20 protein-coding genes are annotated in these 22,879 nt (G+C 53.6%); 1 reads left to right on the top strand and 19 read right to left on the bottom strand.

Features of this window, described 5'->3' with window-relative positions; genetic code table 11:
- Genes hisS through ndk form a run of 5 tightly spaced genes read right to left on the bottom strand, consistent with a single transcriptional unit; the run spans position 1 to position 4,671 of the window.
- Positions 1 to 1,293, bottom strand: coding sequence for a histidine--tRNA ligase (gene hisS / locus KZZ10_RS02580; protein ID WP_259659940.1), 1,293 nt, complete (start codon positions 1,291 to 1,293; stop codon positions 1 to 3).
- A gap of 8 nt (positions 1,294 to 1,301) precedes the next feature.
- Positions 1,302 to 2,582, bottom strand: coding sequence for a flavodoxin-dependent (E)-4-hydroxy-3-methylbut-2-enyl-diphosphate synthase (gene ispG / locus KZZ10_RS02575; protein ID WP_259659939.1), 1,281 nt, complete (start codon positions 2,580 to 2,582; stop codon positions 1,302 to 1,304).
- The gene (locus KZZ10_RS02570) at positions 2,579 to 3,070 is read right to left on the bottom strand and encodes a helix-turn-helix domain-containing protein (protein WP_259659938.1); all 492 of its coding nucleotides are present in this window, start codon (positions 3,068 to 3,070) and stop codon (positions 2,579 to 2,581) included. The genes ispG and KZZ10_RS02570 overlap by 4 nt, the downstream gene beginning before the upstream one ends.
- The gene (rlmN, locus tag KZZ10_RS02565) at positions 3,067 to 4,215 is read right to left on the bottom strand and encodes a dual-specificity RNA methyltransferase RlmN (protein ID WP_259659937.1); all 1,149 of its coding nucleotides are present in this window, start codon (positions 4,213 to 4,215) and stop codon (positions 3,067 to 3,069) included. Before rlmN ends, KZZ10_RS02570 begins: the two co-directional genes overlap by 4 nt.
- Before the next feature lie 30 nt (positions 4,216 to 4,245).
- Complete coding sequence (gene ndk, locus KZZ10_RS02560) at positions 4,246 to 4,671, bottom strand: nucleoside-diphosphate kinase (protein ID WP_259659936.1); 426 nt, start codon at positions 4,669 to 4,671, stop codon at positions 4,246 to 4,248.
- A 188-nt stretch (positions 4,672 to 4,859) separates the two neighbouring features.
- Between ndk and KZZ10_RS02555 the strand changes: the two genes are divergently transcribed.
- Positions 4,860 to 7,730 (top strand): valine--tRNA ligase, encoded by a 2,871-nt coding sequence (locus KZZ10_RS02555; protein WP_259659935.1) that lies wholly within the window; start codon positions 4,860 to 4,862, stop codon positions 7,728 to 7,730.
- Positions 7,731 to 7,755: 25 nt separating this feature from the next.
- Here the strand turns inward: KZZ10_RS02555 and trmD are convergent, their stop codons facing one another.
- The 14 genes from trmD to KZZ10_RS02485 all read right to left on the bottom strand — a co-directional run bounded on the left by trmD (position 7,756) and on the right by KZZ10_RS02485 (position 22,843).
- The gene (trmD, locus tag KZZ10_RS02550; RefSeq protein WP_259659934.1) at positions 7,756 to 8,520 is read right to left on the bottom strand and encodes a tRNA (guanosine(37)-N1)-methyltransferase TrmD; all 765 of its coding nucleotides are present in this window, start codon (positions 8,518 to 8,520) and stop codon (positions 7,756 to 7,758) included.
- A gap of 16 nt (positions 8,521 to 8,536) precedes the next feature.
- Positions 8,537 to 9,193, bottom strand: a complete 657-nt coding sequence (rimM, locus tag KZZ10_RS02545) for a ribosome maturation factor RimM (protein ID WP_259659933.1) — start codon at positions 9,191 to 9,193, stop codon at positions 8,537 to 8,539.
- A 19-nt stretch (positions 9,194 to 9,212) separates the two neighbouring features.
- Positions 9,213 to 9,473: a 30S ribosomal protein S16 gene (rpsP, locus tag KZZ10_RS02540; RefSeq protein ID WP_259660020.1), complete on the bottom strand. Its 261-nt coding sequence runs from the start codon at positions 9,471 to 9,473 to the stop codon at positions 9,213 to 9,215.
- Between the two features lie 101 nt (positions 9,474 to 9,574).
- On the bottom strand, positions 9,575 to 9,838 hold the full coding sequence (locus KZZ10_RS02535; protein ID WP_259659932.1) for a sulfurtransferase TusA family protein: 264 nt from the start codon (positions 9,836 to 9,838) through the stop codon (positions 9,575 to 9,577).
- Positions 9,839 to 9,856: 18 nt separating this feature from the next.
- Positions 9,857 to 12,493 carry an alanine--tRNA ligase gene (alaS, locus tag KZZ10_RS02530; protein ID WP_259659931.1) on the bottom strand — a complete coding sequence of 879 codons (2,637 nt, stop codon included), beginning with the start codon at positions 12,491 to 12,493 and terminating at the stop codon, positions 9,857 to 9,859.
- 146 nt (positions 12,494 to 12,639) lie between these two features.
- A complete protein-coding gene (locus tag KZZ10_RS02525; RefSeq protein ID WP_259659930.1) occupies positions 12,640 to 13,725 on the bottom strand; it encodes a type II secretion system protein in 1,086 nt (361 codons plus the stop codon).
- Positions 13,725 to 14,354 carry a pilus assembly FimT family protein gene (locus KZZ10_RS02520; RefSeq protein ID WP_259660019.1) on the bottom strand — a complete coding sequence of 210 codons (630 nt, stop codon included), beginning with the start codon at positions 14,352 to 14,354 and terminating at the stop codon, positions 13,725 to 13,727. The genes KZZ10_RS02525 and KZZ10_RS02520 overlap by 1 nt, the downstream gene beginning before the upstream one ends.
- 39 nt (positions 14,355 to 14,393) lie before the next feature.
- Positions 14,394 to 15,539, bottom strand: coding sequence for a general secretion pathway protein (locus KZZ10_RS02515; protein ID WP_259659929.1), 1,146 nt, complete (start codon positions 15,537 to 15,539; stop codon positions 14,394 to 14,396).
- The gene (locus KZZ10_RS02510) at positions 15,532 to 17,247 is read right to left on the bottom strand and encodes an ATPase, T2SS/T4P/T4SS family (RefSeq protein ID WP_259659928.1); all 1,716 of its coding nucleotides are present in this window, start codon (positions 17,245 to 17,247) and stop codon (positions 15,532 to 15,534) included. The genes KZZ10_RS02515 and KZZ10_RS02510 overlap by 8 nt, the downstream gene beginning before the upstream one ends.
- On the bottom strand, positions 17,244 to 17,681 hold the full coding sequence (locus KZZ10_RS02505; protein ID WP_259659927.1) for a hypothetical protein: 438 nt from the start codon (positions 17,679 to 17,681) through the stop codon (positions 17,244 to 17,246). Before KZZ10_RS02505 ends, KZZ10_RS02510 begins: the two co-directional genes overlap by 4 nt.
- Positions 17,665 to 18,972: a type IV pilus inner membrane component PilO gene (locus tag KZZ10_RS02500; RefSeq protein WP_259659926.1), complete on the bottom strand. Its 1,308-nt coding sequence runs from the start codon at positions 18,970 to 18,972 to the stop codon at positions 17,665 to 17,667. Before KZZ10_RS02500 ends, KZZ10_RS02505 begins: the two co-directional genes overlap by 17 nt.
- 1 nt (position 18,973) lies before the next feature.
- Positions 18,974 to 20,575, bottom strand: a complete 1,602-nt coding sequence (locus tag KZZ10_RS02495; RefSeq protein ID WP_259659925.1) for a hypothetical protein — start codon at positions 20,573 to 20,575, stop codon at positions 18,974 to 18,976.
- Positions 20,572 to 21,372 (bottom strand): TrbG/VirB9 family P-type conjugative transfer protein, encoded by an 801-nt coding sequence (locus KZZ10_RS02490; RefSeq protein WP_259659924.1) that lies wholly within the window; start codon positions 21,370 to 21,372, stop codon positions 20,572 to 20,574. The genes KZZ10_RS02495 and KZZ10_RS02490 overlap by 4 nt, the downstream gene beginning before the upstream one ends.
- A 136-nt stretch (positions 21,373 to 21,508) precedes the next feature.
- On the bottom strand, positions 21,509 to 22,843 hold the full coding sequence (locus KZZ10_RS02485) for an extracellular solute-binding protein (RefSeq protein ID WP_259659923.1): 1,335 nt from the start codon (positions 22,841 to 22,843) through the stop codon (positions 21,509 to 21,511).
- Positions 22,844 to 22,879: the final 36 nt, after the last annotated feature.

Raw genomic sequence — 22,879 nt, 5'->3', positions numbered from 1 at the left:
TTATTTAACCTTCTCTTTCAAAAAAGCCACTAAATTATCCAGTGACACTTGTTGCTGTTCTGTCGGTGCGTTTGTACCCTGGGCGCGCAACATCTTGACTGACGCCACGCCTGCCGCCAACTCGTCATCCCCAAGAATAACCGCAATCGCCGCACCGCTTGTATCAGCCCGCTTGAATTGCGCCTTAAAGCTCCCTGCACCCGCGTGTACGATCGTTGAAATTCCAGCGTCACGCAGCGCTTCAGCCAGAACGGCAGCGCGACGCTGTGCCGACTCCCCTTGATGCACAAAATAGACCTCGCATTCACTTTGCGACGTTTCAGGTTGATACTGCCCCCATAAGTCCAACAAACGCTCCATGCCGATTGCAAAACCTACCGCTGGGGCGGGCTTACCACCGACGAGTTCAATCAAGCCGTCGTAACGCCCACCGCCACATATGGTAGCTTGCGCGCCCAGCTTATCTGTCACCCACTCAAAGACCGTTAGGTTGTAATAATCCAACCCTCGCACCATGCGTGGGTTAATTCGGTAAGCAATCCCTGCGTCCTGCAAACGTGCACAAACGCCCTCGAAGTGCGCACGCGACTCGTCGCCAAGGAAATCAAACAACTTGGGCGCGGCATCTGCCATCGCCTGCATTGCAGGATTTTTTGTATCCAACACACGCAAAGGGTTTGTATACATGCGACGCAGGCCGTCTTCGTCTAGTACGTCTTTGTGTGCCTCTAAGTGCTGAACCAAAGCTGCACGGTGGGCCGCACGTTCCTGAGTTTGCCCCAAAGAGTTCAGTTCGAGCTTGACATCCTGTATTCCCAACGAGGACCACAAGCGTGCCACCATAACAATCATCTCAGCGTCGATATCGGGACCAGCCAAACCAAGCGCTTCAACGTCAATTTGATGAAACTGACGGTAACGCCCCCGTTGAGGACGCTCGTGCCTAAAGACAGGCCCCATCGCATAGACACGCTGGGGACGGTCATAGATGAGATTATGTTCAATGGTTGCGCGCACCATGCCTGCGGTGAATTCAGGGCGCATTGTCAGCGACTCGCCATTAAGCGCATCGGTAAAGCTGTACATCTCTTTTTCGACGATATCGGTCACTTCGCCTATGCCGCGCGTGAAAAGCCGCGTGTGCTCAAGGATAGGAGTACGCATGTTGCGATACCCATAGGCACGCATCCAGGCGCGCACATACTCCTCGAGCGATTCCCAGCGTGCACCAACCCCAGGCAGTGCATCATTCATGCCACGAATGGCCGTAACTTTTGTAAACGCTTGTGTCATAAATAAATTCAGTTAGTACTCGTCGCCGCGCGTGCTGAACCGTAACGACGTGCGACATACTCTTGAACAATCACTTGGAATTCTTCGGCGATATGATCGCCCTTCAGGGTCACGGTACGCTCACCATCAACAAAGACTGGCGCCGCAGGTACTTCGCCGGTTCCGGGCAAACTGATACCAATATCGGCATGACGACTCTCACCGGGCCCGTTCACCACACACCCCATGACCGCGACATTCATCGCCTCAACGCCAGGATATTGCTTTCTCCAGCTTGGCATCTGGTCGCGCAAGTACGTTTGAATACGATCAGCTAATTCCTGGAACACCGTGCTGCTGGTTCGGCCACAGCCAGGGCACGCAATCACCATTGGGGTAAAAGCCCTGAGTCCCATCGTCTGCAATATTTCCTGACCGACGACAACCTCGCGCGTGCGATCCCCGCCGGGTTCTGGAGTCAGGGAAATACGAATCGTGTCGCCAATCCCTTCTTGCAACAGGACGCTTAATGCGGCCGTCGAGGCCACAATTCCTTTGCTACCCATTCCGGCTTCAGTCAAGCCAAGATGTAATGGATAATCGCAACGCGAAGCGAGGTCTCGGTAGACCGCGATCAGATCTTGTACATGGCTTACCTTACAAGACAAGATGATGGCGTCGCCAGGCAATCCAAGTTCTTCAGCGCGTTGTGCGTTACTAATCGCAGAAACAACCAAGGCATCACGCATCACAGCTTGTGCATCGCGGGGCTTGGCAAGCTTGCTGTTTTCATCCATCATGCGCGCAAGCAACTCGTGATCGAGGCTGCCCCAGTTTACGCCGATGCGGACAGGCTTTTGATGCCGGCATGCAACCTCGATCATCTGGGCAAAATTGTCATCGCGGCGCTTACCACCCCCCATATTGCCGGGATTGATTCGGTATTTCGACAGAGCCTGCGCGCATTCTGGAAACTGTGTCAGTAGCTTGTGGCCGTTATAGTGAAAATCGCCGCATAACGGGACCGATATACCCATGCGGTCGAGTTGCTCGCGTATAGCCGGCACTTCTTTAGCCGCCTCAGGCGTGTTAACAGTGATACGGACAATTTCTGAGCCAGCGAGTGCCAGTTCCTTGACTTGAATAGCGGTCGCAATCGCGTCGGCAGTATCTGTATTGGTCATCGACTGAACCAAGACAGGAGCCGTCCCGCCGATTAGCGTTCGAGTCGCCCCCCAGGACACGGCTACCGTGCGGGTGGGATGACGCTTTACAACGCCTGGCTGAGAATCCAAGTCAAACGTACTCATTTCAACCACCCTTCTAGCCAAACGGGGATCCAAGAAGCAGGCAAAACATCGTGGCTCAAAGCGACTACAGCGGCAACAAGTACAACGGCTGCGATAAGGACCCACCAAAACCAAGAAGCCGAGGGTCGCAGTGTGGGGGTCGTTTGGCTCTCCAAGGTCCGTGTGGAATTGTGGTTACCTATTCCGCCCTCAACTTCTCCGACGTAAACACGCAACGTGTCCTCAAGTGGTTTGGAGTCAATACCCAACAACTTTGTGTAATTTTTGATGAGGCTCTTTAGACCCAACCCTTTGGGGAGTTCGGCAAAGCGCTCCGATTCAAGCGCCTCGATGTAGCGTGCTGGGAATTTCAATCTAGCAGCGACGTCCTCAAGGGATAGTCCCTTGGACACACGCACTGCTCGCAACGACACAGTCGTCGCTGCACGCTCTGCCGGAACAGAGGGTGACTCGACACGAAGCGGACTTCCGAAATCCTCGGCACTCATGCGCGGCTCTCCTTAATGGCAATTGTTTTTTTATGCGCCATTCTTTCACTTAGTTTGGTTCGATCTTTCACTTCACCCGCTAGTTGTCCGCAGGCAGCGTCAATGTCATCACCGCGCGTCTTGCGCACCGTCGTGACGATCCCAGCATCCATCAATTGTTGCGCGAACTCACGAATACGCAAAGCGGACGAGCGCTGAAGCCCGGAGCCAGGAAAGGGATTAAAGGGGATCAAATTAAACTTGCAATGAATCCGCCGAGCAATCTGTATCAGTTCGCGCGCATGCTGATCCAAGTCATTCACACCATCCAACATGACGTACTCGAAGGTGATGAAATCACGCGGCGCAAACTCTAGGTAACGCTCACAGGCTGCGAGCAACTCTTGGAGCGGATATTTTTTATTCAATGGCACGAGCGTGTCACGCAACGCATCATTGGGCGCATGCAAGGACACCGCTAACGCTACCGGACAGTCCTGAGACAAGCGATCCATCATCGGAACCACGCCCGATGTAGAGACAGTCACACGCCGACGCGACAGTCCATAGGCATTATCGTCAAGCATCATCCTTAACGCCGCCAGCACCGGCTCGTAATTAAGCAAAGGCTCGCCCATGCCCATCATCACAACGTTGCTAATCAAGCGCGCGTCTTCCGAGCCCTCTTGCGTGCCAATACGCGCAGAGGCCGTGTCTTGCATCAACTCATGCCTGGCCCACCAAAGCTGACCGATGATCTCGGCGGCTGTCAGGTTACGATTAAAGCCCTGGTGACCGGTCGAGCAAAACGTACACGCAACGTTACACCCCGCCTGACTCGAAATGCACAGTGTGCCGCGGTCATCTTCGGGAATAAACACAGATTCGATTGCATTGCCCTGGCCAACATCGAACAGCCATTTGCGGGTGCCATCTGCTGAGCGGTGCTGCGTCAACACGCCAGGTGCTTGGACGATGCAAGACTCAGACAACTGGGCACGGAAGTCACGTGCCAAGTCGGTCATCAGATCGAAATCACTCGCGCCCCGCTGATGCACCCACTTTTGCAATTGGCGGGCGCGAAATGGCTTACCCCCCCACTGCCCGACCAGCTGGGTCAGTGCCGAAGCGTCGAGCCCAAGCAGATTGATCGGTTCAGGGTGCATGCAGGGTAAGCCACGAGCCAAGCAGCCGGATTAACGGCTGTGGATATTGATTTCAGGGAAGAAGAACGCGATTTCAACGCGCGCGGTTTCAGGCGCATCGGAACCGTGAACGGCGTTCGCATCGATGCTGTCTGCAAAGTCAGCGCGAATGGTGCCTTTGTCGGCCTTCTTAGGATCCGTTGCACCCATCAGATCACGATTTTTTTGAATCGCGTTCTCGCCCTCAAGTGCCTGGACGAAAACCGGACCGGAAATCATGAAGTCGACCAAGTCTTTGAAGAATGGACGTGCGCTGTGGACAGCGTAAAAACGCTCAGCATCGGCACGCGACAACTGCAGCATGCGAGCGGCGATCACTTTTAGGCCAGCGGACTCAAAACGGGCAACAATTTGACCGACGACGTTCTTTGCAACTGCGTCAGGCTTGATAATTGATAGGGTACGTTCAACAGACATGTAAAACTCCAATAATTCTCAATAAAAACAGGGACTTTGCTTGTGCCCACCGTAGCCCACGATTCTAGCACGCCACTAAGTCTCACAACGCCCTAAAATAGAGGGGTTTTGCCAGACTCTGGCCCGGGGCCTAAGACCTTCTCTCAGTGAGCCGCCCCTGCGTCACCCTATTTTTTGTGGATAACTTGATGAATCAGCCCAATACCCTTCCCGATGGGGAACTCTCCAAGAGCTTTGAACCGGCAAACCTAGAGGCCCGCTGGTATGCCGAATGGGAAAAAAGAGGCTATTTTGCCGCGGGTCAGCATGCTCAGGGCGATGCCGCCGGAGCCCCTTATGCCATCCAGTTTCCACCCCCGAACGTCACTGGCACCCTTCACATGGGACACGCCTTTAACCAGACGATCATGGACGGTCTCATCCGCTACCACCGGATGCGAGGTCACGACACGGTGTTCGTGCCGGGCACCGATCATGCCGGGATCGCGACACAGATCGTTGTTGAACGCCAACTCGACGCACAAAAAACCACCCGTCACGATCTCGGGCGTGAGAAGTTTATTGAGAAAGTCTGGGAATGGAAGGAACTCTCGGGCAACACCATCACCAGCCAGGTGCGCCGCCTCGGCGCCTCGGCAGACTGGCCGCGTGAATACTTCACGATGGACAAGCAGATGTCTGCGGGTGTTGTTGAGACCTTTGTTCGCCTCTACAAGCAGGGGCTGATTTACCGAGGTAAACGCCTGGTCAATTGGGATCCAAAGTTACTCACAGCAGTCTCGGACCTCGAGGTGCAATCCGTAGAGACCGACGGGCATCTCTGGCACATCCGCTACCCCTTCGTGGACGGGCCACAAACCATCACCCACGAAGACGGCTCCTCAGAGACCATCACTGGGATGACCATCGCCACAACACGACCCGAAACCATGCTTGCCGACGGCGCGCTTTGTGTGCATCCCGAAGACGAACGCTATAAGCACCTTGTGGGCAAAATGGTCGACCTTCCCCTGTGCGATCGTCAGATCCCGATTATTGCCGACGACTTTGTCGATCGCGCCTTCGGTACGGGCTGTGTCAAGATTACTGGCGCACATGACTTCAACGATTACGCCTGCGCACAACGCCATAACCTGCCGCTGATCGTAATCTTCACGCTCGATGCACGCATTAACGATCAGGGACCCGCCCAGTTCAAAGGCATGGATCGGTTCGACGCTCGCAAAGCCGTCGTCGATGAGCTCGAACAAAAGGGCTATCTGGTCAAAGTCGATGCGCACAAAATGATGCAGCCCAGAGGCGATCGCACGGGCGCTGTGCTTGAGCCGATGCTGACGGACCAGTGGTTCGTAGCCATGAGCAAGCCCGCCCCTGCCGACACACTCCACCCTGGGAAAAGCATCACAGAAGTCGCGCTTGATGTGGTCGCAAAAGGCGACATCCAGTTCTATCCACAGAACTGGACGACCACCTACAACCAATGGCTTGAGAACATTCAAGACTGGTGTATCTCACGACAGCTCTGGTGGGGGCATCAGATTCCGGCCTGGTACGCACCAGACGGTCAAGTGTTTGTCGCACATACCGAGAAAGAGGCGAACGATCAGGCACATGCCGCTGGTGTGACGGGCGCACTTTCGCGCGATCCAGATGTGCTCGACACCTGGTTTTCGTCCGCGCTCGTGCCCTTCACCACGCTGGGCTGGCCGCAAGAAACTCCGGATTACAAGCGCTACCTGCCCTCAAGCGTGTTGGTCACGGGCTTTGACATTATCTTCTTTTGGGTGGCGCGGATGGTCATGATGACGACGCACCTAACAGGCCAGGTTCCCTTCAAGCATGTTTATGTGCATGGACTTATCCGGGATGCGGAAGGCCAGAAGATGAGCAAGTCCAAAGGAAATACGCTAGATCCCGTTGATCTTATCGACGGTGTTGATTTGGATAGCTTAGTGACTAAGCGCACCTTTGGTCTGATGAACCCAAAGCAAGCAGGTTCCATCGAAAAGGCAACACGCAAGCAATTTCCAGACGGAATTCCAGCCTTTGGCGCCGATGCCCTGCGCTTTACGATGGCTGCCTACGCCACGCTCGGTCGAAACATTAACTTTGACCTCAAGCGCTGCGAAGGATACCGAAACTTTTGCAATAAGCTCTGGAACGCAACGCGCTTTGTGCTGATGAACACAGAAGGACAATACCTCACAGCAGCACCGACCAGTGCGCTGAGCTTTGTCGACAAATGGGTTCTGGGCCAACTACAACAACTTGAGCTCGATGTCGCCAAAGGCTTTTCCGATTACCGCTTCGACAATATTGCCAACGCGCTCTATCACTTCGTCTGGGATGAGTATTGCGACTGGTACCTCGAACTCGCAAAGGTTCAAATCCAAACGGGCAACGCTGATCAGCAACGGGCAACGCGTCGCACGCTTATTGAGGTGCTCGAAACAGTCCTACGACTGCTACACCCAATCATGCCCTTCATTACGGAAGAGCTTTGGCAAAAGGTTGCATTGGTCGCTGGATCTCGCACGGCAAGCCAGACCACTAGCGTGTCTGTCCAGCCGTTCCCGCTTGGTGACGCCAGCAAAATTGACGAGGCAGCGACCACGCAACTGAACGCGCTCAAAGCACAAGTAGAGGCTGTGCGTGCGTTACGTGGAGAAATGAATCTGTCTCCGGCCGCACGTATCCCTCTGATTGCTGAGGGCGGGAAAGACCAGCTGGAGCAACACGCACCCTACCTTGCAGCGCTAGCCAAGCTATCAGAAGTTAATGTTGTGGCCACACTACCCGATGACGGCGCACCCGTGCAGGTTGTTGGCAACACGCGTCTTATGCTTAAGGTTGAGATTGATGTCGCTGCTGAAAAGGTTCGCTTGGATAAGGAAATTGCCCGCCTCGAAGGCGAAATCGCCAAGGCGCAAAGCAAACTCACCAACGAGTCTTTCGTTGCACGCGCGCCGGCGGCAGTCGTAGAACAAGAAAAACAGCGTGTCGCGCAATTTGGTGAAACACTCGGGCAAGTGAAAAGCCAACGCGCACGCTTGGGTTAACGCAAGGCACTGCGCAAAGTGAGGATTAGCTCAGTGCGGCCAGAAATTTTTCATCGGCCGCACTGAGCAAACCGCGCGCACGCGCCTGAGCGATCAGGTCAGGACGCTTTTGAAGTGTCAGGATTAGAGACTGCTCGCGGCGCCAGCGTGCAATGAGTGCATGGTTACCCGACATCAACACCGGAGGGACGGGCTCACCGTCGAATACATCTGGTCGCGTGTAGTGCGGGCTATCGAGCAAACCCGACAGCGACTCTTGAAACGAATCCTGCAACGACGAGTCACCGTGATTGAGCGCGCCTGGCAGCAAGCGCACTGCTGCGTCGATCATTGCAAGAGCGGCAATTTCTCCGCCCGACAAGACGAAGTCACCGAGCGACCATTGCGCGTCAACCGTGCGGTGTATGAAACGCTGGTCAATACCCTCATACCGACCACACACAAAAATAGCTCCCTTTGAGGCGGCTAATGTTGCAGCATGCTGCTGACCAAATTTTTCGCCTGCAGGTGACAGCAAAATGACCGGGGCGTCTTCGTCTAAGGCGTCCTGCTTAGCGCGATCATGCCTGACTGCTTGCACGCTCTTGAGTAGGGGCTCGACCATCATGACCATGCCAGGGCCGCCGCCATAAGGACGATCATCCACGGTGCGATGAACATCTTGCGCAGAATCACGCGGATTCCAAGTTCGCAGCGACCAGAGCCCTTGCTTGTGCGCACGACCGGTAATCCCCGAGTCTCTGACCACACCAAACATTTCCGGAAACAACGTAATCGCGTCGATTCGCATACGCAGCACCTTGAAATTAAAGATCAAATGGCCAATCAGTTTCGATGCGGCGTTTTTTGATGTCTACATGTTGCACGTGCGCAGCAACAAAGGGGACCAGCACTTCTTGTGGACGGCCTTTAGCATCAAGCATCGGTAAAGGTGTCTCCTTGGGGTCCGCTTGCAAACCAGCAGAATCGACAAAGCGCTCAACGCGCAAAATGGCATGTGCACCGTTATCAAGCACTTCTTGTACCTGACCCATCAACTTGCCCTCGCTGAACACCTGACAACCCATCAGATCAACCCAGTAGTACTCATCAGATTTCGCTTGCGGGAAATACTCGCGCGATACGTAGATCGTATAGCCCCGCTTCGACTCCGCAGCATCGCGATCTGGCACACCTTCAAGCTCCGCAACAACAGTCAAGCCTTGAGGGCGACACTGTTTCACAGCGTGCGGGATGCAACGAGCCAGAAGCGACGAGGGGATACTGGTACTTGGGGATGAGTCGAGAGGCGCGTTTAGCAGCCCCGTAGGTGGACAAAGCCACCAAACCGGTGCCGCGCGCAATACCGTGCTTTGCGAAGAGTGCGGCTGAGCCTTAACCCAACCGCGCACTCCGTAGGCTGATACGATACGACCTAGCTCAACTAGGTCATTTGGCGCTTTTGCTGCGCCAATATCAGCCATGACGAACAGGCCGGTTCAATTAAGCCGCGGTCGCGACTTTGGCCGAAAAGTCTTTAACCAAACGAGCAACAGCAGGCGACAGTTGTGCGCCAACGCCAGTCCAGTGTTTTACGCGATCAAGCGCAATGCGCAGACGCTCTTCGTTTGCATTAGCAACAGGGTTGTAAAACCCAACGCGCTCAATGAAACGACCATCGCGGCGATCACGGGAATCGGTCGCAACGAGGTTGTAAAAAGGACGTTTCTTGGAGCCGCCACGGGCTAGGCGAATCACCACCATACGTAATCCCTTGAAAATGTTCAATAAAAATGCTCAGCTAGATTGCTGAGATAAGCCCACAAGTATAGCACTAAAGAAGCAAAATGTCCGATGTGGGATATTTATTTGAGCCTGCGGCGCAAGTAATGCGTGACACTCTCGCTCTCGTCGAGCTGCGCCACCAATTCATTGCCAGTTTGGCGACAAAATGCCTGGAAGTCCCGCACGGCACCCCGGTCCGTTGTAATAACCCTTAATACCTCACCGCTTGCGAGTGTCGCGAGCGCCTTTTTTGCTCTCAAAATGGGAAGCGGACAAGCCAACCCTGTTGCATCAACCGTTTGATGCACTTCGCTTGGCACAACACCTACGACAGGCTCAGTCATATATTCGAAACCTCTGTATTAAAGCTTTGCTTCAACCCAAGCTTTAACGCCGGCCAGAGCACCCGGTAGCGCTTGCGCATCCGTACCACCACCCATTGCCATATCTGGTCGACCACCACCTTTACCGCCAATCTGCCCAGCAACAAACCCAACCAGATCACCAGCCTTAACCTTGCCCGACCAGTCTGCAGTAACGCCAGCGACGACACTGATCTTGCCGTCCGCGGAGGTAGCAGCCAAAAGCACCACGGCTGACTTCAACTTGTCTTTCAGTTGATCCACCATACTGCGCAAATCCTTAGGATCGACGCCTTGCACCGAAGTCACCAACAGCTTGACACCTGCTGACAACACAACAGCTTGGTCGCTTAGCGCGTTACCAGCGCTCGAGGCTAGCTTCGCACGCGCTTGTTCCAGCTCTTTTTCAACGGACTTCAATTGGTCTTGCAGCAAGGCGATCCGCTCGGGCAGATCAGCAGGCTGGGTCTTGAGCGCGGAAGCAGCTCTTTGCACTGTGGCATTTAACGCTTGCACCCAAGCCAATGCGTTAGCACCCGTGACGGCTTCAACACGACGCACGCCAGCAGCAACCCCACCTTCGGATACCACCTTGAACAAACCAATATCACCCGTACGGCTGACGTGTGTACCGCCGCACAATTCGCGTGAAAACCCGATATCAAGGACTCGAACGGTATCTCCGTATTTTTCACCAAACAAGGCCATCGCGCCGCCCTTGACCGCATCGTCATAACTCATGACCTGAGCATTAGCGGCTTGGTTTGTCAGGATTTCAGCATTAACAATTTGCTCAACACGTTGAATATCTGCATCAGACATTGGCGCGTCATGTGCGAAGTCAAAACGGGTCTTATCCCCATCCACGAGCGAACCACGCTGCTGCACATGCCCACCGAGCACCTCGCGCAGCGCTTTATGCATCAAGTGCGTGGCAGAGTGATTTCGAATCGTTCGGGCACGCTGCTCTGCATCAACCGTTGCCAGCAGAGGCATTCCTACCGTCAGCTCGCCAGTTTGCACGCGACCGTGATGCCCAAATACACCAGGCTGAATTTTCTGCGTATCAAGGACCTTGAAGGTTGTCGTCCCAGAGGTTAAGACGCCCACGTCGCCAACCTGCCCTCCCGACTCGGCGTAAAACGGTGTGGAGTCCAATACAACAATGGCATCTTGGCCTACCGCGACACGCTGAACCTGCGTCCCTTCCACATAAAGTGCAAGCACTTTTGCTTTACGTTCGAGATGCTCATAGCCCTCGAACACCGTTTGTGCACCCGAGTACACGAGACCTTCGGCCATTTTGAACTTACCGGCTGCGCGAGCCTGATCACGCTGACGATCCATCGCGACATCAAACCCAGCTTGGTCGATCTCAACACCTCGCTCGCGACAAATGTCCGCAGTCAAATCGACTGGAAAACCGTAGGTATCGTAGAGCGTGAAGAGCGTATTTCCATCAAGCGTTGCAGCCTGGCCTTTAACCGCAGCAGGCAAAGCTGCAAGCGCAGAGTCCAGAATCTTCATGCCGTGCTCAAGAGTCTCGCCAAAACGTTCCTCTTCTTGGCGCAAAACCTGCTCGACACGCGCAGCATTCTTTGCAAGCTCGGGATAAGCATCACCCATTTGCATGACAAGATCAGGCACCAACCGATGGAAAAACGGCTTGGTTTGACCAAGCTTATAGCCATGGCGCAACGCTCGGCGTACGATACGACGCAGGACATAACCACGGCCTTCATTGCTCGGGATTACCCCGTCAACAATGAGAAAACTACAAGCGCGAATATGATCGGCAATCACTTTAAGTGAGTTTTCCGTGAGGTCTTTGCATCCGGTCTCTCGAGCAGCGCCCGCAATTAAGGCCGCAAATAAATCAATCTCATAGTTCGAGTGCACGTGCTGCAGCACCGCTGCAATACGCTCAAGCCCCATCCCAGTATCCACACAGGGCTTTGGCAATGGAGTTAGCGTGCCGGACGCATCACGCTCAAACTGCATGAACACCAAATTCCAGATCTCAATGTAGCGATCACCATCTTCCTCTGGAGATCCGGGTGGGCCACCCCAAATTTCTGGACCGTGGTCAAAGAATATTTCAGTGCAAGGGCCGCATGGCCCCGTGTCAGCCATTTGCCAAAAGTTATCCGACGCATAGCGGGCACCTTTGTTATCGCCAATACGCACGATGCGCTCGCGGGGCACACCAATTTCTTTTTCCCAAATGCCGTAGGCCTCATCATCCTCTTGATAAACAGTGACCCAGAGCTTCTCTGCTGGTAGACCATATACTTTTGTCAGCATTTCCCAAGCGAACGCAATGGCGTCACGTTTGAAGTAATCGCCAAAACTGAAATTGCCCAGCATCTCAAAAAACGTGTGATGACGGGCGGTATAACCCACGTTTTCAAGGTCGTTGTGCTTGCCGCCGGCACGCACACTACGCTGCGAAGAAGTGGCTCGCGTGTAATTACGGGTGTCTTTACCTGTGAATACATCCTTGAACTGCACCATTCCAGAGTTGGTAAACAGCAAGGTGGGGTCATTTCCCGGAACGAGCGACGACGAGGGGACAATCGTATGCCCTTTGGATTGGAAAAATTGTAGAAATTTTTGACGGATTTCAGACGTTTTCATCGTGCGATTTTCAGCAAGCGGCTTCAAAATTGTAAGGACCGAACGAACGGGCCACCGAACACCGCTCAAACGGGCAAGCGAGTGGAGAGGCGATTATACGGGTACGGCCCGCTTCTGGCAGTAGTCAAACCTGAGGGTGACTGGCATCACAGGCAAAGGTAAGCGCTGTACTCATGCTGAGCAAGCACGGGATGCTTCCAGACAGACATCAAAAAGGGCTCATAGCCGGTCGGGCAGGTGCAATCTCCGGTTTTGGGGTTGCGCTTTCTCACGATCCAATCGTCATTTTCGAAGCACGGATAACCCGACAACTCCAAATAGCTGCCGCCGCCTCCACGATCCACTCGCTCCCACCGCCGATTTCGGCAGACTAGCAACCCAAAATCGTGACCCCGCGCAATCAGACCCTCCTCGGCACATACACCGTCGGCTGCGGCCGATGCGCCGACCTGCAAATACTCACCGGCCGACACGCGTCCCTGCGCCTTGGTCGCGCCACCAATTTGCAAATCCTTGGCCACACTTAGACTTCCTTTAAGCGATGCGTCACGTAAATCATCTTGACGTAAAAACACAGCATATTGGGTGGAGTCATAGAAACTCCGAACCAGAAGCGACCCACGAGGCAGTCGCGCCATATCCGGATACGGCGGGTTCAGCACATCGATGGTAGCCCCCCTAACCCTCGACTCCGACAACGACGTCACCGCAGCCGCAGCGCCACCAATCGTCGATAAAAGAAGCCCGACTCGCGTTACTTTTTCGGCGTCGCTGCCTGCCAGCGCCTCCGGTACGGCAATTAGCGAACCAAGAATTTTGCATCCAAGCCGTAAACAATCACCCTGAGGTGGATCGACTCGTAGCCACACAGAATAGGCAAGCGGCGCTTTCAAAGGAAAGCCTTGAGGAAGATGTCCAGCGGTAATTAACTCATCAAGCGTTGGACGCCACACATCGCGATACACGGAGCCACGCGCACCAGGCTCTGCGAGTCCCACTAAGGCGTCGGACTGTCGATGCAACATCTGGTCAAGTGCCTGCTTGATACTCAGCAGCCAGACACCTGTCGCACGCGTCGCAGCATCCTCGGCTTGCTGCATCCAGGTTGACGCAGCCCAGGTACCGATCAAGGAGGTGATCGCAATAACGACAATTAACTCGATCAAACTAAAGCCGCGCTGACGTGCACGGGATACAGCAGATAGCTCCGGTCGTGGAACAGCCTGCCTCATTAGCGCACCACAAACGTGAATACATTATTGTCCCCGGCCGCGCACTGCGCGTCTGCCAGCAACGGGTTGTAGGGCATGAATGGCTCAGCCATTGTGTTCTTCACCGCGACGGGACCGTTAGTACCGGCTATCGTCACATGCTCAGCAATCCGCTGCAAAATGGCCGCTAAGCCAGGGCATGCCGCTTGATTAACATCACGCAAAGTAAGCGCGAAAGCAGTCCCAGACTGCCCTCCCGGCAAGGCATGTGGCTCAAGGTGGATCCCACCCTTACCCGAGGACCCTGAACCCAAACCATGCACGACTCGGGCACCTGACCCCACCCCACTTACTAGCAACACACTCGACGTGCGTAAGGCGTTGGCCAGAACGCCGGTGTTGATGCCGTCATAGGGTGCAATCCCAAAGCCTTGAGTCGTCGCCTTCATGCGCGCCACGAAACGCTGCAGCTCCTCGGCCACACGCGGCACCTTGCTCTCAATCACATAAGACTGAATCGCCGGGATACCTAAAATTGCAATCAACATCACGATTGTCGTCACGATCGAAATCTCAATAAGCGAGAACCCACTCTGTCTATCTCTCTTCTTTTGCACGTCGTGTAACTTGAGCTCAGGCACCCCCGACATTTGAACCATCTTCACCCCTAATTAAAATAATCGAAAAAATCAGTGCGCGTAGTGAATCGTCAACGCGTACCGAAGCTCATCAAAGACTTGGAAGTGCCAAAACAAGACGCCAAGTACGATAGCTAACGCGCTAAACAACAAAGTCCACCGTAAGAAAATAGCTTGCTTGTGAATGCTACGTAAGCTATTTGAGGCTAAGCGTTCACCGGTGCGCTCCAGTGCGGTATCCAGTCCAAGTGTGTAGACCATATCCACGAAATACCACCAGATGTCAGAATCTATCAGGCCAGTATCCAGTGCCTCAATCACCGAGCAACCTTGGTCAATACCCTGGAGCATGCACTGCAAATGCCAGTCGAGCCAAGGACTCACATGCCTCGCCTGTAATGTCAACGCATGCCGTAGACGAGTTCCCGCACTGCCCTGCCGATCAAGAAGCACTCTAAGCAAAGACAAGAACCGTATGCTGTGCAACCGTCGATATAAGAGCCAAACACCAAAATGGTCGAGTTTGCGACGCCAGACACCCACCCCATTAGGCAAAGACCAAAGCACACCAACGATCATGCCAAACAACACCAGCAGAGCGAGCAACCATAATGCGCGCAACCACGTAGCGCAAAGTTGCAAAGCGTTCGTCCATTGACCATACAGTTCAGCAGGCACTGCCGAAAAAACCCGAGCCAAATGTTCTGCGGTGTAAATTGGAATTGACATCAAGGCACCTATCGCCACCAGCAGAGCGACAAAGCCAACCAAAGCGGTTTGTACGAATATTGTTTTGGCGCGATCAAGGAGTCTGCACATTTCTGAAAGCTTTCGCAATGTTGACACGAGCGCCTGGGCACCCGTGCTTTGCGCATTCTGTATTGCGATAAGGTCTTCCAGCGGAATCGAACCAAACCATGTCGCAAACAAGTCTCCTCCAACCAGGGGATATCGCTCAAGCCAAACTTCGCTGAGCGCACCTCGGCAGTTACGCTTGCGCATTCGTTGGGCATCGTCCTGAAATATTGAGAACAACGTTTTGGTACCGCCCGTTCCATCGATGAGGTCTGCAAGATACAAGTAATAGTCGGCGCGTTGGGAGCGAAATCGCCACGCTAGATATTTCAACCAAGACGCTTGAAACACTTCTTCCAATAAATCACTTCGGACCACCGCGAGCACAATCGACTTACGCATGACTACTCTCGCTAGATACCCGGCACAAAAACACACCAAAGTTTGCTTCGACCTCTCTAGGGTCGATTTGCCCAGTGCTCATTTTGTACAAAGCACATTCAAGTGCTGACTTTCCCTGCATATCCGGATCGGTCAACAACGTTTTGGGTCGTGTTCGAAACCAGCGATGCATCTGCGTTTGATCACCTCGATGGAGCAAAGAAAAAAGCTTGGTATCTTGTGTTGTTGAAAGCATCTCGGCCACGACCGTTCGGCCGACCGTGCCGGACATGAACGGAACGTCACTCTGGCATTGACGGCACCCCGCTGCATTGCAGAAGCGCAACGAAGATGCAGAAATCCCGAATAGCCGTTCAACACTGCCGGACCATCTTATCCACCAAGACTTAGATCTCTGCATATGCCCCGCACAAGCCAAACCTCCTCCACTCAAAAACTGCTCAAAGTCGAGCGCACATTCCGTACACAGCTTGCGCAGAAGAACTTGATACACCAAAAGTTTCAACACTCCTGGCGCGGATAAAAAATCTCTGGGAATACCGATGAAGCTCGAACACAGCCGCTCTGGTATCAAAAGAGCCGAACCTGCATGCACTGTTGTATACAGACTGACACCCGTCGCGGCCAAATCGACGAATGCTCGTCCAGACGCCTGATCACGGATTTCACCTATAAGTAGATCGTTCATTGCTGCACGCTTGATCACCTTCAACTTTCGATCAAATACAGAACTATCGTCGCCATGAACGCTGCGAGTCACCGTATTCTGTAACGCGTTAGAAATCGTGCATTCAACAGGATCCTCTAGCGTAATCACCTTGCGATATGCTGGGATCGCATGCAACAGCGAAGCGATCGTTGTGGATTTTCCAGAGCCAACTGTTCCCGCGAGAATAATCGCACCCCCCTGCGTCACGCACGCTTGCTCAAGAGCACTCACCTGAGTCGGTAAATAACCCAAGTCGGATAACGCAGGAGTCGATGCATCCGAGTCGAGGCGCAACAAGCGCAAACAAACGGATGGACCAGCGTCCGTGGCAAGTGAAGCCCAACGAATGACATGGCGTTGACCGCTACACACACGCACAAATCGCCCCTCTTGCTCGATCGAGGGATCAAACACCGCGCCATTTCCACCCTGCACTTCCATCCAAGTTACTGACAACATATCCAACATCGTTGCTGTCGGAATATGTGCATATCGATCCGGGCACACATAACGTCCCGCAATGGTGAACCAGATACTGGACTCGCTCGAAAGGCGCTGTACGTTGAGATGAATATCGCTGGCGCGGACAGAGACCGCCCATTCAATTATCTCGGTCATTACAGCGCTTAGAGCACCACTGAGCTGCTCGCGACTGCTTGGTTCCCTGACGACTCTGGGCTGCAATCCATCGCCTTGAGCGACAGCGAGAAACAGAGCGGGCGGTAATACATACAAGCTAGGGCGTATAAGGCGTCGTCGACGTGCCTCAAGTAAATCGAAGAGTGCCTGTATCTGATCTTCATTTCGGTACGCCTCCAGGACAAAGACCCCCACACTGTTGTCCTCAAAACAAACTGGATACATTCTGTTCTGAAGCGCTGCCACATCAAACTCGTCAATCAAGGTCTTAACAAACGAGGGCTTGAGCGCACGCAAGGCACTGCGTGAAGACAACTCCTGATAAACACGTTGGGTCCAAACCGCGTTGTCTCCAATCATGGTTGCTTTGTCCCAAGACAAAAAACTTCGGAAGCCTCAGATTTTCGAAGATGTATGCAGGGTGGCGCTATGCGCTCTAGCGTGTATCTGCGTGTTCGCCCCAACACAGGCTGTGCGCGTGTGGCACGGAACACGTGTGGTTCGGCGTCGATCAACAACTCGGCGGTAAGCGAACTACCTACACCGTAAATCGCGAGCAGTATTGTCTCGCCGTCATTGACAACCGCTGGCCCAGGACGCTCAAGCGTCCCGACGATACTTCGTCGAGCCGCAACAAGTGCAGCCTGAGTATCGATTTTCAATAATTCATCAACAAGCACCAATTGGTTAGGATCACTAGCGCAAGCGGTAGTCACAACAACTAGCAAGCCACCAACGCATAGGTATTTTTTTATCGATGCTAAGGCCCATCTCGGTTTAATGACTCGTTTCAAATAGATCCCCCTCAAACTGCACAACCAACTGACTACGTGCGATTCCATGCCCTGACGCCGCATCAACACTTAGGCTAAGATTTTTCCAGTGCAGCGGAACGCGTAATCCGCTCAGAGCGGCAACTGAACGCAGAGGCCCCTTCAGGGAAAAGCTCCGCTTCTGCCAAATAGGAATCGTTGAAGGTCGATCAAGAGGAGCACCCTGCCCGCTCAGGGGTGCAGCAACCGCCAACCTAGCTGCCACGCCGACTTGCACAGTCTCGAAAATTGGGGTGATCTGCTGTAAGTAGCTCATCCAGTCTTCACGCTCATGCACGAGAGTCAAGTCGAAGTGGCTTGCGGCATCCTGGACAGTCCATGTCAGCAAGGCATGGTCTAGGTCAAACGGCAAAAACGACCAACCAATAGGTGTGTTTGCTTCCAGACCTTTATTGAGTGCAAGACGATGCTCACGTTGATAACGTGCCATACAACGCCATTCCAATGCCTTTGGCTCGCACTGGATTCGTTTAAGCTTCCAGCCTGCAACACGCAAAGGGGCTTGACGCCAATACTCGACTACCCGACCTAGATGCGTTGAGCTGTGAAGGGGATAGGTGGATGCCACACGCTGCATTGCTTCACTCCAGAGAGCAGACGCGTTCGGTCCAGACTCAAATGCGTCATTCACGGAATCCTTTGTGCTGTAATAAATCGATCCAATCAGCAGCGTGAGCAAGCCTAGGGCAAACGAAAGCTTGAATGGTGCTGGACGTTCAAGTGCGGACAGGCGGCTTTGGGAGTCGGGCCTCACGCACAGCCAGTCCGGCGGGGTCGTCGGCTCAAAGGTTGGTAACCAGCAAACAGTTAGTTGTGGAAAACGAGCCGTAAGCACATTTATGAGCTCTTGTGCTTGCTCCAAGCTCTGAAACCATTTATCCGATTGCACGAGCACCGTACCCTCATGCGCCGCCACGACCCAGAAGCCATATTCCCTATGTGGCAATACGCACGCGACCGTCCCTGTCGGCTGTGTGCAGACGTAGTGCATCGCTGCGGAGTACAAGGGATAGATTATTTGCTTCTTTGCGGCGGCCATACTTGCGTAGCCGAGGACAGCTCCAGGCTCGCCTCTAATGAGGTAGTGCGAGGCATTTAGTACCCGCGCCCTCTCCCTGCCTATTTGCGACGGCCTCCCCCCCACGAGAGGCGTCCATTGCAAACCAAAAAGAAAACGAGAGCCTTCGCTTGTCATAATAAGCTGGGACTGCGCTTGCGCTACCGCAGTGCGTGGATGCTGTAAGTCACGCATCTCAGAAGCCCTCCTCAACGTGGGCCGTCAACATGATCAAGGTAACGGTACGTCCCTTCTTGAGGCGATCGCCGCCCCCAAATGCGAGCGGAGCTGGCGCTGCGACGCGCGAGCGATCCGTCGCTTCGTTTTGAGAATCAAATCCAGAGATCAGCATGGGTTGCCCTGCTTTCAGCGCAACTTGTTGCACTGTGCCATGTCCATCAATCGTGATTTGCTGTATCTGTAGGCGATTACTTTCCTGACCTACTACGATAGATTTCAACGGTTGCGCGACCGTGTTGTCGTACGCGACCGATAACAATATCTGGTCGTCCTCTTGCACGTCTGGCAGCAGCGTTAAAAAAGCCCCAACCGTCTCTTCCTTTTGTGTAACGGAAACTGAGGGATTGGAGGAGTGATTGGCTATCTGCCCAGAAGCTGCATGGGCAGACGCCTTAACTTGATCGATATAGGTAAAGGTCGTACGCACTGCATGTGTCACAGGTCTCCGATTGAGCGTCAGCACAGGAATTGTGACGTGTCGCAAAATCGTTCCATACTTGGACAAGGCACTCAAGACCGCTTGGCTACGCGCGGCTGAAGTACTCGCTGCAAGACGGGCTTGTGTACTCGTTACCGATGCCGCACCGGCAGAACTCGCAAGACCCAACGCTAATTTTCCGTGTGCAAATACGGTCTCCCAATCCAGTCCGAGCTCGGAATCCTCATTTGTCACAATCGTGATCTCTTCAAAAACGAGTCGCACGCGTTTAGTCAAAATTCGATTTTCTCGATCCAAATATGTTGCGATTTGACTCAGGACCTCGGGTAGGTCCGTGATGACAATCGAGCTCGATGCCCCAGGCTGGGCAGCGACAACGGCAGCCCGACTCAAGAACGGCTCTAAACGGCTCTTCACGGCATCCATGACATGCTGTGCGGAGGTGGTCAGTGATGTTCGGGAAGAATGATCAAAGCCTGCGCCCTTTGCGCTAACGCTACGGCCCAAGCGCGCATCAGCCTGTGCCGAAAGCGTGAGCAAGCGCAAGTCAAAAACCCTCGTTTGTGTACGAAAGAACTCAATCGCGCGATCGTGATAACGCCAATGCACAGACAAACGGCGCGAGGCGGTATCGAGCACATCGCTTAATGGATAAGACCCCTGCAATAAGGTAATCGTGTGTGGCATTGCCGCGGCACCATTACTTTGCGTCACTGTTAAACGTGGCAAGAAGTTTTCTGCGGGCAGTAAGGCCTCTGGTCTGATACGGACAGCAATTCCAGTCGCGCGCGTGATGCGTTCAGCGAGCGTGGGCAGATCGATTCTTCCATCGCGATACATGAGTGTGGTGTCGATGCGTGCACGTAATGCTGGAGGCAAGGTGAACTCCCGCGCTAGCGGGACAGCGCGCCCCACCAACCACGGACGATTTACTTGCTGGGAGCGATGCTTTTCACTTTTGTGGGTAGCAATACGTCGAAACTGCTGGTGCTGACGGGTAATCTCGGACTGCTCTTTCGTAGCCACATCAACTTGGTCTTGCAACCGCTTGTGCAGTGCGCAACCGCAGAGCAACGAGACTTGCACTAGGCACACCGAAACACGGAGACCTGACTTCATGCTGAGCCTCCCTGTTCAACTGTCCGGTCACAATGCTCCGAAAGTGGAACGATGCGCATCACCTGATTCGAGTAGAAGCACGGCTGCAAAGGACGATCAGACAGCTCCGTAGAGCCAACCAATGCTCGTACAGACTCAATAAAGTCGTCGTTAAATACCGCACCGGCTGTCAGCGGGATATCGACATCAACAACCCAGTGATCCGGTTGAAACTTCCAACCCGCGAGAGATGCCCAACGTCCAAGCGCCTGCCGCAGATGGATATCTTTTGGAGTGACAACATAGAGGACAGATGGGGGAGCGGCAGACGCATCAAGCAATTTCTCAGCAGACTTGACGTTAGCAGGGGGCCCTTGAACCTGTTCCTGTGTCTGTGCGTGAGGAGTATCTGATTTTGAGGTTGGTGTTGTGACCGCAGAGCTCAATGCATGCACACGCCGAGCACGCGCCTGTCGTGTCCCGGCACGAAACTGCAGTTGCATCCATTGCCCATCGAGCACGGTATAAGGTCCTTGTTGTCGATAGGATAAGACGCGCTCGCCCTGTTGGTCCTGACCGATTAGTGCGGGAAGCGTCTGCTGTGGACTCCACTGCAACCAAGTGCGTGTTGAATCGGAAAAAATCTGCAATGGCGCGACGGTACGATCGCCCGATAGTCGCCATCCGAAGTCGAGCTTTCCCGTTGGCTGTTCAGCACTACGCTCTGGGTCTGGAACACGATCGATGCCGATACGTGCACATCCATAGATGCAAAGACATAAGAATAAAAGTAGATTTCGGCCTAATATGTTCCACATAGCGCGTCGCGAAAAAGAAGCAAGCGCTATCTTGTCGCGAGGCACTGCAAGTGACAATTGTGATGGTCACGAATGGACTAAAGTGCCATAAAAAAAGGGAGCACATTGCGCTCCCTTTTTTAGTCTTTCAAAGGTCTTATCGGCGGGCGGGTGCAGCCGGCTTGGCAGGCGGCAATCCCTCATTTGAAATACGCACTGACTGCTCTTGTGCCATTGTCAGAGCACCAACAGGTGGCGTCTTGCCAGAGAGAGCAGCATCCAACTCTCCGCTCAAGATCGGCTCGATGCGAGGATAGTTGCGCAACCGGAAGCCTCGGCTATTTTTGTCATTCACTTCACGCATACTATCCACCACTTGTTTCGCGCCAGGGATGCGATCATAGAAACCACCTTCGCTCGCACGAAACGCCGCATCGGTTAACGGAAGGAAGCCTGTGCGCTGATGCCAAGCTGTCGCAATCACGGGCTCCGACAGAAACGCCAGGAATGCCATTGTTGCCTTGTTATGCTCTTTACTTTGACCGGCTGTTGCCCACAGAGCAGACCCGCTCACAAAGGGACTACCTGCCTTTGGGGTGACCTGGTCATAAAAAGGCATCGGTGCCACACCAAAGTTAAGACCACGTGTATTCTGCATTTGTGCAAGCGCACCAGATGTTGTGGTAATTACCGCACAGCGATTTTCAGCAAACAAGCGGTCCGCTTCATTGCTATTACCATTGTGCATGAGCAATTCAGAACGCTTCCAACTCACCATGATCGAGATGTGTCGCATAAACACGGCATCATTTAAATTGAGTTGCGGAGCACGGGCATTATCCAAACCGTTTGTAGGGGTCACATAGAGCGAGCCGTTAATGGGCGCCAGGTTTTCAAGATGCGTATTGACTTGATAACTGATCGCGAAGGGGCACTCGTAATGCGCCTTATCCCGCAACGCGAGTAGATGATCTTGTAAAGCGGGCCAGGTCTTAGCAGGCTGTGCCGGATTTAAACCCGCCTTTTTGTACCCATCCCTGTTGTAAAACATCACTGGGATTTCGGCCATAAAAGGAAAGGCTGTTAACTGACCTTTGGCATCACGCATAAACCCAGTGGTTTGATTTAAAAACCATTTTGAATCCTTGATCGGATACTGCTTAAGTAGCTGATACAAAGGAACGATTTCTTTGTGTTGCGCGATGATCTCGGGAGAGCGATTGTCCTCGAGCTGAATTAAGGCGGGCTTTTTCTTCGCAAATGCAGCGCGTGCTTCCTCACTGCGTAAAGCAGCTTGATCCGGAAAGGCTTTGAGCACAACAGTGACATCACGCTGATCACCATTGAACTGCCTTGCCAACTTCTCAAACTCAGTTTTATGTGCCGCACGCAGCGTGTGCCAAACTTCAATTTCGACGGGATTAGCAAGGACGGCACTGCTGAACAAACAGCTCACACCGAGGACTGCTGTAATACGCTTGAGAAACGTCACGCTAGACTTCCTATTGAGAAAAGGCTGAACTGCGAA

This window comes from Zwartia hollandica, from assembly GCF_019923725.1.
Classification (GTDB): Bacteria; Pseudomonadota; Gammaproteobacteria; order Burkholderiales; family Burkholderiaceae_B; genus Zwartia; species Zwartia hollandica.
The sequence above is the reverse complement of the archived record's forward strand: the minus strand, read 5'-3'. Positions and strand labels throughout refer to the sequence as shown.